At 64.6% G+C, this 12,158-nt stretch carries 11 protein-coding genes; 8 read left to right on the forward strand and 3 right to left on the reverse strand.

What is annotated here, in order from left to right; all coding sequences use genetic code 11:
- The first annotated feature begins 76 nt into the window (after positions 1-76).
- From GGR90_RS06165 to GGR90_RS06190, 6 genes are all read left to right on the forward strand, one after another.
- Positions 77-898: a division plane positioning ATPase MipZ gene (locus GGR90_RS06165; protein WP_167920265.1), complete on the forward strand. Its 822-nt coding sequence runs from the start codon at positions 77-79 to the stop codon at positions 896-898.
- Positions 899-926: 28 nt separating this feature from the next.
- Positions 927-2,309 carry a phosphoglucomutase/phosphomannomutase PgmG gene (pgmG, locus tag GGR90_RS06170; protein ID WP_167920268.1) on the forward strand — a complete coding sequence of 461 codons (1,383 nt, stop codon included), beginning with the start codon at positions 927-929 and terminating at the stop codon, positions 2,307-2,309.
- 112 nt (positions 2,310-2,421) lie between these two features.
- On the forward strand, positions 2,422-3,237 hold the full coding sequence (gene lptB, locus GGR90_RS06175) for an LPS export ABC transporter ATP-binding protein (RefSeq protein ID WP_167920271.1): 816 nt from the start codon (positions 2,422-2,424) through the stop codon (positions 3,235-3,237).
- A 139-nt stretch (positions 3,238-3,376) separates the two neighbouring features.
- Positions 3,377-4,834: an RNA polymerase factor sigma-54 gene (gene rpoN, locus GGR90_RS06180; RefSeq protein WP_167920275.1), complete on the forward strand. Its 1,458-nt coding sequence runs from the start codon at positions 3,377-3,379 to the stop codon at positions 4,832-4,834.
- 271 nt (positions 4,835-5,105) lie between these two features.
- On the forward strand, positions 5,106-5,231 hold the full coding sequence (gene ykgO, locus GGR90_RS06185; RefSeq protein WP_003046794.1) for a type B 50S ribosomal protein L36: 126 nt from the start codon (positions 5,106-5,108) through the stop codon (positions 5,229-5,231).
- A gap of 94 nt (positions 5,232-5,325) precedes the next feature.
- Positions 5,326-5,949, forward strand: coding sequence for an HAD family hydrolase (locus tag GGR90_RS06190; RefSeq protein ID WP_245198414.1), 624 nt, complete (start codon positions 5,326-5,328; stop codon positions 5,947-5,949).
- Here the strand turns inward: GGR90_RS06190 and GGR90_RS06195 are convergent.
- The 3 genes from GGR90_RS06195 to GGR90_RS06205 all read right to left on the reverse strand — a co-directional run bounded on the left by GGR90_RS06195 (position 5,937) and on the right by GGR90_RS06205 (position 9,628).
- Entirely contained in the window at positions 5,937-6,926 is a 990-nt protein-coding gene (locus GGR90_RS06195; RefSeq protein WP_167920278.1) for a S41 family peptidase, read from the reverse strand. The two genes, GGR90_RS06190 and GGR90_RS06195, sit on opposite strands and share 13 nt — an antisense overlap.
- Positions 6,923-7,342 (reverse strand): helix-turn-helix domain-containing protein, encoded by a 420-nt coding sequence (locus tag GGR90_RS06200; protein ID WP_167920280.1) that lies wholly within the window; start codon positions 7,340-7,342, stop codon positions 6,923-6,925. Before GGR90_RS06200 ends, GGR90_RS06195 begins: the two co-directional genes overlap by 4 nt.
- 138 nt (positions 7,343-7,480) lie before the next feature.
- Complete coding sequence (locus GGR90_RS06205; RefSeq protein WP_167920846.1) at positions 7,481-9,628, reverse strand: S9 family peptidase; 2,148 nt, start codon at positions 9,626-9,628, stop codon at positions 7,481-7,483.
- Between the two features lie 82 nt (positions 9,629-9,710).
- Here GGR90_RS06205 and GGR90_RS06210 point away from each other — a divergent pair, with 82 nt between their 5' ends.
- The gene (locus GGR90_RS06210) at positions 9,711-11,537 is read left to right on the forward strand and encodes an aminopeptidase P family protein (protein WP_167920282.1); all 1,827 of its coding nucleotides are present in this window, start codon (positions 9,711-9,713) and stop codon (positions 11,535-11,537) included.
- Positions 11,538-11,544: 7 nt separating this feature from the next.
- Positions 11,545-12,006, forward strand: a complete 462-nt coding sequence (locus GGR90_RS06215) for an acyl-CoA thioesterase (RefSeq protein WP_167920284.1) — start codon at positions 11,545-11,547, stop codon at positions 12,004-12,006.
- The last annotated feature ends 152 nt before the right edge of the window (positions 12,007-12,158 follow it).

Below are 12,158 nucleotides of genomic sequence, written 5' to 3' on the forward strand. Positions count from 1 at the left end.
CTCCGATATTGGCGCGACTATATCACTTCGCGCGCCGGCCGCCCATGCCGCGCAAACAGGAAAATCGCAACGCCCCATGACGACCTCTGCGACGACGCCCGCACCGCACCGCATCATCTTTGCCAATGAAAAGGGCGGGACGGGCAAATCGACCTGCGCCGTGCATTTCGCGGTGGCGCTGGCGAGTCAGGGCTGGCGCGTCGCGGGCATCGACCTCGACCCGCGCCAGCGCACCTTTCATCGTTACCTCGAGAATCGCGAGAATACGGCGAAGCGCCGCGAGATCGCGCTGCCGACCCCGCGCTTCGAGGTGTTCACCGGCGGGACGATCGAGGAGCTCGACGAACAGGTCGCGCGGCTGAGCGTGGACGCCGACTATCTGATCGCCGACACGCCGGGCCGCGACGACATCTTCGCGCGGCATCTTGCGACGAGCGCCGATACGCTCGTCACCCCGATCAACGACAGCTTCATCGATTTCGACTTGATCGGGCAGGTCGATCCCGAGACGTTTCAAGTCACCAGGCCGAGCTTCTATTCCGAACTGATCTGGGACACGCGCAAGGCGCGCGCCAAGAGCGACGGGCGGACGATCGACTGGATCATCCTGCGCAACCGCCTCCAGCATGTCGACGCGCACAATATGCGCCGCGTCGGTGAGGCGCTGACCCAGTTGTCGCGCCGCGTCGGTTTCCGCGTCATCCCCGGGCTCGGCGAACGCGTCATCTATCGCGAACTTTTCCCCGCCGGCCTCACCCTGCTCGACAAGGCGCATCTGGGCGGCATGGGAATCGGCCATGTCGTCGCGCGGCAGGAACTCCGCGAGGCGATGGGCGGACTGAACCTTCCGGCGCGCGAGCGGTTGCATCCGGACGGGGACCTGTTCGCCGCCGCCTGACTTCCTTCTCTCCCCAAGAGGTTCGAATATGACGCACAATTTCCATCCGACGATGCTTCGCGAATATGACATCCGCGGGATCGTCGGCGATACGCTGTCCGACAAGGACGCCACTGCCATCGGCCGCAGCTTCGCGACGATGATCCGCCGCGCCGGCGGCAAAAGCGTCGCGGTCGGCTATGACGGGCGGCTGTCGTCGCCGATGCTCGCCGACGCGCTGGTCGCGGGAATCAACGCCGCGGGGGTCGATGCGCTCAATGTCGGGCTCGGGCCGACGCCGATGCTCTATTATGCCGCGTCAACCGAGGATGTGGACGGCGGCATACAGATAACCGGCAGCCACAACCCCCCCGACTATAATGGTTTCAAGATGGTGTTTCAGGGGCGTCCCTTCTTCGGCGCCGACATTCAGCGGATCGGCGAAATGGCCGCCGCGGGCGACTGGGATGCGGGCGAAGGCACGTCGCAGAGCATCGACATCGTCGACGCCTATGTCGACCGGCTGGTCGAGGGCTTCGCGGGCGGCGCCTTCCGCATCGGCTGGGACGCCGGCAACGGCGCCGCGGGCACTGTCATCGAAAAGCTCACCGCGCGTTTGCCCGGCGAGCACCACCTGCTGTTTACCGACATCGACGGCCATTTTCCGAACCACCATCCCGATCCGACCGAGGAGAAGAATCTCGCCGATCTGCGCAAGCTCGTCGCCGAGAAGAGCCTCGATTTCGGTGTCGCTTTCGATGGAGACGGCGACCGCATCGGCGCGATCGACGGCGAGGGCCGGGTGATCTGGGGCGACCAGCTGTTGCAGATTTATGCCGCGGCGGTGCTGCAGGACCATCCGGGCGCGACGGTGATCGCCGACGTGAAGGCGAGCCAGGCGCTGTTCGACCGCGTCGTCGAGCTCGGCGGCCAGCCGCTGATGTGGAAGACCGGCCACAGCCTGATCAAGGCGAAGATGAAGGAAACCGGCAGCCCGCTGGCGGGCGAGATGAGCGGGCATATCTTTTTCGCCGACCGCTATTACGGCTATGACGACGCGCCTTACGCCGCGGTGCGGCTGATCGAGGCGGCGACGAAGCTTGGACAGAGCGTCACCGAATTGCGCGGCGGCATGGCGCCGATGGTCAACACCCCCGAAATGCGCTTCCAGGTCGACGAGAGCCGCAAATTCGCCATTGTGGATGAAGTCCTCGACCGGCTCGCGGCTTCGGGCGCCGAGGTCGATCGCACCGACGGCGCGCGCGTGCTCACCGACGACGGCTGGTGGCTGCTCCGCGCCTCGAACACGCAGGACGTGCTCGTCGCGCGCGCCGAGGCGAAAGACGAGGCGGCGCTGACGCGACTGCTCGCCGCGATCGACGAGCAGCTGGCGCTGTCAGGGATCGTGCGCGGTCCACAAGCGGCGCATTAGGCGCCGTTGCCGGCGCTTCCCCTGGTTGCCCTGCAAAAATCTTGCCAGATTGACCTTGGCCGCGTCGCTGGAGTAACGCCGCGCGGGGGCTAGAAACGGAACCGACCGACCTATGACCGACGACGAATCCACTGTTGGCACGCTGACCGAGGGCGATCATGGCGTCGCCGAGCACCGCGCGCATGTTCGCGAGGATGCGGCGGCGGGCAATGGGCTGGCGGTCATTTCGATCGCGAAAAGCTATGACAAGCGTGTCGTGCTGTCGGACGTGTCGCTGTCGGTCGGCAAGGGCGAGGTCGTCGGGCTCCTGGGCCCGAACGGCGCGGGCAAGACGACGTGTTTCTATTCGATCATGGGGCTGATAAAGCCCGACGCCGGGCGCATCATGCTCGATGGCGCCGACATCACCGCACTGCCGATGTATCGCCGCGCGATCCTCGGCCTTGGTTACCTGCCGCAGGAAACTTCGATCTTTCGCGGCATGACCGTCGCGCAGAATATCGAGGCGGTGCTCGAACTCGCCGAGCCCGACAAGATCGCGCGCGAGCGGCGGCTCGAGGAACTGCTCGACGAATTCGGCCTCACGCGGCTGCGCGACGCCGCCGCGATGGCGCTGTCGGGCGGCGAACGCCGCCGCGCCGAAATCGCCCGCGCGCTCGCCGCCAACCCCTCGATCATGCTGCTCGACGAACCCTTCGCCGGGATCGATCCCTTATCGATCAGCGACATCCGCGATCTGGTCGCCGATCTCAAGACGCGCGGCATCGGCGTGCTGATCACCGACCATAATGTCCGCGAAACGCTCGACCTCGTCGATCGCGCGTGCATCATCTATGACGGCAAGGTGCTGCTTGCCGGCTCTCCGGCCGAACTCGTCGCCGATCCCGAGGTGCGCCGGCTCTATCTGGGCGAGGGTTTCTCGCTGTGATCGCCGGTGGCTCTCGCCGCACAACAATCCGTGTGTCCCCGCGAAGGCGGGGACCCATCTCTGGTGGGTTCAAACTCGCACCGTTCGGAGATGGGCTCCCGCCTTCGCGGGAGCACGCAGAATAGTGATTTAGCCGCTGATGGCGCTCGGTCCGCGCCTCGATCTCCGCCAGTCGCAATCGCTGGTGATGACGCCGCAGCTGCAGCAGGCGATCAAGCTGCTGGCGCTGTCGAACCTCGAGCTCGAGGCCTATCTGGCCGAAGCGCTCGAAGGCAATCCGCTGCTGGACGCCGCGTCGACCGACGGCGACGGCAGCGGTGGTGACGAACTGGCGGGTGACACCCCCGCGGTCGAAGCGGCGTCGCTCGAAGCCGATCAGGCGATGTCGGCCAATGGCGGGAGCGAAAACGACCTCGACGTCGATTTGGCTGCCGAAAGCTTTCACCACGACAGCGCGAGCGACAATGTCGGCCTGTCGGGCGGCGGCGAGGATATCGATTTCGACAGCTTTGCGGAAGCTGACGACACGCTCCACGACCATCTGCTCGCGCAAGTCGGCGAACGCTTCAGCGGGATCGAAGCGATCGTCGCGGGGCAGCTCGTCGCGCTGATCGACGAAGCGGGCTATCTGCGCGCCGACCTTCCCGAACTCGCGGCGCAATTGGGCGTGCCGCTCGCATTGCTCGAAGCGGTGCTCGCGATCATCCAATGCTTCGACCCCTCGGGCATCGGCGGACGCGACCTCGCCGAATGTATCGCGATCCAGGCGCGCGAGGCCGACCGTTACGACCCCGCGATGGCGACGATGATCGCGCATCTCGATCTCGTCGCCAAGGGCGCCTTCCCGCAATTGAAGCGCATCTGCGGCGTCGACGACGAGGATCTGGCCGACATGATTCGCGAGCTGCGCGGCTATGATCCGAAACCCGGCCTCAAATTCGGCGGCGCCGGCGCGCCGGCGGTCGTCCCCGATCTCTATATCCGCCGGACCGTCGAGGGCTGGGCGGTCGAGATCAACAGCGGCACGCTGCCCCGCCTGCTCGTCAACCGCCGCTATTACAGCGAACTGGCCGAGGGCGCCGCGGCGAAGAGCAAGGCGTGGCTGTCCGAACAGCTCGCGGGCGCGAACTGGCTGGTGCGCGCGCTCGACCAGCGCCAGCGCACGATCGTCAAGGTCGCGAGCGAGATCGTCAAGCAGCAGGAAGGCTTTTTTCTGCACGGCGTCGCGCATATGCGCCCGCTGACGCTGCGCCAGGTCGCCGAGGCGATCGGGATGCACGAATCGACGGTCAGCCGCGTGACGAGCAACAAATATCTCTCCTGCGCGCGCGGGCTGTTCGAACTCAAATATTTCTTCTCGTCGGGCATTTCGGACACGCAAGGCGACGGCGCGGTGTCGGCCGAGGCGGTGAAGAGCCGGATCAAGGCGATGATCGAGGCCGAGGACGCCAAGGCGATCCTCTCCGACGAAACGATCGCGCAGAAATTGTCGGCCGAAGGCCATGACATCGCGCGGCGCACGGTGGTCAAATATCGCGAGGCGATGGGCTATGGCTCGTCGGTGCAAAGGCGGCGGCAGAAGGCGTTGGCGGGGTAGGATTTGATTCGCACCGAGGAGGCGGAGCGCGCAAAGATTCTGGTTCACGCGGAGACGCGGAGGCGCGGAGATAAGTTGAATGAGCGGCTTCGCCGCTTTTTTCTCTCCGCGAGGTCAGTGTTCTCTGCGCGAATTTCTTCTTCTCCGCGTCTCCGCGCCTCCGCGTGAACTTTTTGAGCCTGCGGCGCGCCATGGAGCGGTTGACTTTTCACCCGCTTCCCCATAGTTGCGCCGCTTCGCGTAACAACGCCAAGATTTACGGAACAGAACGATGAAGATTCGCAACAGCCTGAAGTCGCTGAAAGACCGCCACCGGGACAACCGCGTGATCCGCCGCCGTGGCCGCACCTATGTGATCAACAAGACCAACCGCCGCTTCAAGGCGCGCCAGGGCTGAACGTCCTGCCGGGACATATGTCCCGCGCGCATTTGCGAGTTAGCGTGACGCCGTCGGATGCTTCCGGCGGCGCTTTCGCGTGTCTGGAGACCGCATGATACGCCCCCCTCTGATTCGCCAAAGCGTGATCTTCGACGTCGGCCGCGTCCTCTTCGACTGGGATTTGCGTCATCTGTTCGCCAAGCTGGTCGCCGATCGGGACGAGCTCGAATGGTTCGTAACCAACGTCGTCACACCTGAGTGGCACTTCCAGCACGACGCCGGCCGCCCGCTCGCCGAGATGGTGCCCGAACTCAAGGCCGGGTTTCCTGACCATGCAATGCTGATCGACGCCTATGCCTCGCGATTCAACGAGACGATCCCGGGGCCGATTCCGGGCAGCCTCGAACTGGTCGAGCGGCTCGATGACGCAGGCGTGCCGCTGTTCGCGATCACCAACTTCGGCCATGAATTCTGGGAAGGCTTTCGCCCGATCCAGCCGATCTTCGACCGCTTTCGCGATATCATCGTCTCGGGCACCGAAAAGCTGATGAAGCCCGATCCCGCAATCTACCGCCTCGCGATCGAGCGATTCGGCATCGACCCCGCGGGCGCACTGTTCATCGACGATGTGGCCGCGAATGTCGCGGGTGCCGGATCGGTGGGTATCGCGGGACACCGGTTCGTCGATGCGGCGACGCTGGAACGCACGCTGGTGGAGCGCGGCTACCTGGGCTGACCGTCGCTGGACGTTTTGCCGAGCGCTTGTTTCGCAAGCGACAGCGCGGTTTCGAGCGCCTGGTCGGCGGGAACCGCGACATCGGGATGGACTCCGACGTCCTGCCAATTGGTTCGCGTGATCGGGTTGATCGACCGTTTCTCCGGCAGGCTCAGCGCAAAATGCGTGTGCACGCGCCGATATTCGAACGGGTTGGCGCCGCCTCCGGTGATTTCGCCGACGATCGTCGCGCGTTTCAGCGCCTGAAGATCATAGGCGAGCGCCTCAGCGGCCGAGAAGGTGCGCTTGCTGGTCAGGATATAGAGCGGCTTTGTGTCGCCGAACCGGCGCCCCCCTGACGGCGCGGGCGAGACGTGAGTCGTCGACGCGCCACTCGGGCGGTCGAAACTGCCGCTGAGCGGCGACCCTTGGGGAACCAGCTGGCTGATGATCGTGTCGACGGTATCCATGCCGCCGCCATTTTTTCGCAGGTCGATAATCAGCGCGTCGCCCTGCGCCGCGACCGTCATCATCGCCTCGATGACGTCGCCGCCGAGTTCGTGCGGCGGAAAGACGCGAAGGTCGATCAGCATGATATTGCCGTCGAGCCGTTCGATCTTCTGCACGCCGTGATTGATGTGAGCGCCGTAATAACGCTCGATCTCCGCGTCGAGAAACTCCTCCTCGCCGCCATCGGCGGGGATCGGGCTGGCGCTGTAATCGACCGCGAAATGCCCGTCGCCCGAAGCTTGACGCAGCCAACCGGTGAGTGCCTTGGCGAGCGTCGGGCCGTCGGCGACGGCTTCCCACTGACCGCGCGCCCGCCGCAGTTCCGCGGCGAGCCGCCGCCCCTTTTCGGCATCGACATAACGCGCTTCGAGCAGCCGGGCGATCTCATCGATCGTCCGTCCGCGGTCGGCGGCGCTGATCGGTTGGGCTGCGGCAGGCAGCGCGAGGCAAGCAAGCGATAGCGAAAACGAAAGCAGGGCACGTATCATCGGGCACGTTCCTTCTTGATGAGATCGCCGAACGACTCGCGTTCGAGTTGTTCGAGGGCGGCATCGACTGTCGCGCCCAAGGATTGCGGCAGCGCCGCATCGAGTGCGCGCGCGGCGCCGGCCGTCGCGGCCCATGCCGCTTCGAGATCGGGGATCATGGCGCGCGCCGCGATCGTGAGCGCAAAACGACGTTCACGCCGGTCGCGACCGGGCACCGGTTCAATCAGTCCTTGGCGTACCATCATCTGCAGCGTCTGGGTGGCGGCGGGCTGGGTGAAGCCGAGGGCGGCGACGCATTCGCCGACCGATGCCGACCCGCGCGCCATGAGCAGCCGGAAATAGGGATAGAAGCGCGGTCGGAAATTGAGTCCGGCGTCGCGATAGGCCTGCTCGACCGCGCCGTCGAGCGCGGCCACCAGCAGACGCAGACGTGTCCCGAGGCCTGATCGATAGTTCATACATAAGGGCTTATATATTCCACGCCCTCAAAGCAACCCCTGAAGCCGGCGGTGTGCCCGCGGCCGGCGGTCAGTCGTCGACGCTGGTAATTGCGACTACTTCTCCACCCCGAGCTGCGTCAGCACGAAGGCGAACTCCTCGGCATCCTCGCGCAGCGCGCCCCAGCGGCCCGACTTGCCCGCGTGGCCCGCACCCATGTTGGTGCGCAGCAGCAGCGTGGCATCGTTGGTGCGCGTCGCGCGGAGCTTGGCGACCCACTTTGCGGGCTCCCAATAGGTCACGCGCGGATCGTTGAGCCCCGCCGACACCAGCATCGGCGGATAGGCCTTGGCGGTGACATTGTCATAGGGGCTATAGCTCAGCATATAGTCGAACGCCGCCTTGTCGGTGATCGGATTGCCCCATTCGGGCCATTCGCCCGGCGTCAGTGGCAGCGTTTCGTCGACCATCGTGTTGATGACATCGACGAAGGGCACGCCGGCGAGCACCGCGCCCCACAGCTCGGGCGCCTGATTGTAAACCGCGCCCATCACCTGCCCGCCCGCCGAGCGGCCCTCAATCGAAATCTTGCCCGCGCTCGTATATTTGGCGGCGATCAGGCCCTTGGCGACGTCGATGAAGTCGTTGAACGTGTTCTTGCGCTTGTCGGTCTTGCCCGCGAGATACCAGGCGCGGCCGAGGTCGTCGCCGCCGCGAACATGCGCGATGGCATAGATCATGCCGCGATCGACGAGGCTGAGGCGCGTCGTCGAGAAGCCCGGGGGGACGCGGTAACCGTATGAGCCATAGACATAAAGGTGCATCGGCGCGCTGCCGTCGCGCGGCGTGCCCTTCTTGTAGACGAGCGAGACCGGAACCGGCGTACCGTCGCGCGACGGCATGTGAACCAATTCGGTTTCATAATCGTCATGATTATAACCGGACGGAATCTCCTGCACCTTCAGCGTTTCGAGCTCGCCGCCCGCGAGGTCGTAATCGAAGACCGTATCGGGGGTGACCATCGATTCATAGTCGAGCCTGAGCTTGTCCTGATGATATTCGGGATTGTCGCCGAGCCCCGCGACATAGGTCGCCTCGGGAAACTGGATGCGGCCGGGTGTCAGCGGCGCGTCATAATGGCGGACATCGACCTGATCGACGCCCTTTTCGCGCGATTCGAGCACGAAATAGTCGCGAAAGACCGAGAGGCCGGTGATGTAATTGTCATCCGAGCCGGGGATCAGCGTCTTCCATGTCCCCGGCGCCGCGATGCTCGCGGTCGCGACGCGGAAATTGGGGTGCTCGTCGTTGGTGTGGATATAGAGCGTGCCGCCCCGCTCATCGACGCTATATTCGCGGCCCTTCTTGCGCGCCGAGACGAGCTGCATCTCCGCCTCGGGATTGTCGGCGGGGAGCAGGTAGACTTCGCTCGTTTCGTTATCGCCCGTCGCGATGACGATATAATTATCGGCGGCGGTCTTGCCGATCCCGACGCCGAAGCCGATGTCGGCCTCCTTGTAGAGCAATTTGTCCTGCTCGACCGGCGTGCCGAGCTTGTGCAACCGGACATTATCGGTGCGCCAATTCTCGTTCGCGAGGCCATAGAGGATCGCGTCATTGCCCGAGGTCCAGACGAGCGATGACAGCGTGCCGGGGATGGTGTCGGGGAGCAGTTCGCCCGTTTCGAGGTTGCGAATGCGCGCCTCGAAGCGTTCGGAGCCATTGTCGTCGAACGAATAGGCCATCAGCTTGCCGTTCGGGCTGACCGACACCTCGGCGAGGCGGAAATAATCCTTGCCCGCGGCCATCGCGACCTCGTCGAGGATCAGCTGCGTGTCACCTCCTGCCGCGGGTTTCCGGTACCATTTCTTGTACTCGGCGCCTTCTTCATATTCGACCCAATAGACCCAGTCGCCATCCTTCTGCGGCACCGAGGAATCGGCTTCTTTGATCCGGCCCTTCATCTCCTGGAACAGCGTTTCGACGAGCGCGGCGTGCGGCTTCATCGCGGCGTCGAACCAGGCATTCTCGGCTTTCACATAGTCGAGCACATCCTTGTCATCGATCACCGGATAACTCTCGTCCTTCAGCCAGTGATAGGGGTCGGAGAGCGTCTTGCCGTGCAGCGTCACTTCGTGCGGGCGCTTCTCGGCAACCGGTGCGGCGGACAGGGCAGGGGTGGGGCTGGTCAATGCGGCGTCTTTCTCTTTGGCGAACAGGGGCGGGGACGCGACAAGCGGGGTGGCAATTGCTGCCAGAAACATCCAAATAGCGCGCATCGAAAAATCCCCCGCGATGTCGCCCGATTGGGCGGGATCGCTGCGATGTAGGAATAAGGAACGTCTGATGTCCAGCGCCATCCATGCAGAACGCCTCGCGCGTGTCCGTGCCGAACTTGCCGCGCGCGGCCTCGACGGCTTCGTCGTGCCGATCAGCGACGAGCATATGAGCGAATATGTCGGCGACTATGCGCAGCGCATGGCGTGGCTGACCGGCTTCGGCGGATCGGCGGGGACCGCGGCGGTGCTGCCCGAAAAGGCCGCGGTGTTCGTCGACGGGCGCTATACGGTGCAGGTGCGCGATCAGGTCGACGGCACGCTCTTCGACTATGTCGGCGTGCCGCAGTCGAGCGTCGCCGAATGGCTCGGTGCGAACATCAGCGCGGGGCAGAAGGTCGGTTATGATCCGTGGCTGCACGGCATCGACTGGGCGCGGTCGCTCGAAAGGGCGCTGGCGGCGAAGGGCGCGATTCTCGTCGCGGTCGATGCGAACCCGGTCGACGCGGCCTGGGACGAGCAGCCGGCGCCGAGCGCGGCGGTCGTGACGGTCCACGATGCCGCGCTCGCGGGGCAGGGCGCGGTCGAAAAGCGCGAGATCATTGCCGACTGGCTGAAGGCGAAGGGGCTCGACACGACGGTGATGACCGCGCTCGATTCGATCGCGTGGACGTTCAACATTCGCGGCGAAGACGTCAGCCATACGCCGGTGGGCCTCGCCTTTGCGCTGCTCCACGCCGATGCGACCGCCGACCTGTTCATCGCGCCCGAAAAGCTCACCGACGCGGTGCGCGCGCATCTCGGCAACAGCGTACGGATCCATGACCGCGACGCTTTCGAGGCGGCGCTCGCGAATCTTTCGGGCAAGAATATCGCCGTCGATCCCGACCGCGCGGTCGCGGCGATCTTCACGGCACTCGAGGGTGCGGGCGCGAAGATCGCGCGCCATCGCGATCCCGCGGTGCTGCCCAAGGCGATCAAGAACGATACCGAGTTGAACGGCACGCGCGCCGCGCACGTCCGCGACGGCGTCGCGGTGTCGCGCTTCCTGAAATGGATGGAAGCGGTCGCGCCCACGGAGACTCTCGACGAACTCGGCGCCGCGGCGAAGCTGCGCGAATTTCGTGACGCGAGCGGCGCGCTCCGCGACCTGTCGTTCGACACGATCTCGGCCGCCGGCCCGAACGGTGCGCTGCCGCATTACAAGGTCGACGAAACGACCAATCGCGCGATCGAGACGGGCACGCTCTATCTCGTCGATTCGGGCGGGCAATATGATGACGGCACGACCGACATCACGCGCACGATCGCGATCGGCACGCCGACGCCCGAAATGCGCCGCCGCTTCACGCAGGTGCTGAAGGGCCATATCGCACTCGCGACCGCGCGCTTCCCCAAGGGGACGCGCGGCAGCCAGCTCGACATTCTCGCGCGCCAATATCTGTGGGCCGACGGGGTCGATTATGCGCATGGCACCGGGCACGGCGTCGGCACCTATCTGGCGGTCCACGAAGGGCCGCAGCGCATCGCCAAGCCCGCCGGCGGCCAGGCGGGGACCGAGGAGCCGCTGCACGCCGGCATGATCCTCTCGAACGAGCCGGGCTATTACAAGGCGGGCGCCTTCGGCATCCGTATCGAGAACCTCGTCGTCGTCACGCCGCAGAGCATCGCGGGCGCCGAGGAGGAGATGCTGGGGTTCGAGACGATCACCTTCGCGCCGATCGCGCAGAATCTGGTCGAGGTCGCGCTATTGTCGAAAGCCGATGCCGATTGGCTCGACGCCTATCATGCCGAAGTGCTGGCGAAGCTCGGAGCGGATATGGAGGGCGAGGAGCGCGCATGGCTCGAAGCCGCGTGCGCGCCGCTCGACCGCACCCCCGCCGCGCTCGCGGCCTGAGGCCGGAATGACCGATGCTCGCAGCGACGTGCCGCTCGCCGATTTCCGTGTGCAGGAACGCGTACGCGTGCGCTTCAACGAGATCGACGGGCAGAATATCGTCTTCAACGCCAATTATCTCGTTTACGCCGACATCGGCGTCACCGAATATTTTCGCGCGATCGGCGAGGGTCAACCCGGTCCCTATTTTAACCAATATGGCACAGACATTCGCGAAACGCATTGCGAGATCGACTATCATGCGCCCGCACGGCTCGACGAGCTGATTACGATTGCGGCGCGAATCAGCCGCTTCGGGCGCACGAGCTTCACGCTTCATTGCGGAATTTTCCACGATAATGAACGGCTTACTGATATCGAGATTAGTTACGCGCATCTCGATACCGATAGCGGCCAACCGACGCCGCTGCCCGGCAGCTTCATTGCGGAAGTGCGGCGATTCGAAACGCGGACGCCGACGCAGGACTGATTCGAACGAGCCGAATCGACCCTCTCAACCAAAAAAGTCGAAAAAAAAGGGCCACCCGAGGGTGGCCCGTGAAAGTTTTGGGAGAGGATGCCTAAAAGGCATGCTCATATTGCAGCGCACAAAAAATTGTGCAACTGCGAAATAAACATCTG

Origin of the sequence: Sphingopyxis italica, from assembly GCF_011926545.1 — a bacterium.
In the GTDB taxonomy this organism is placed as follows: Bacteria; Pseudomonadota; Alphaproteobacteria; order Sphingomonadales; family Sphingomonadaceae; genus Sphingopyxis; species Sphingopyxis italica.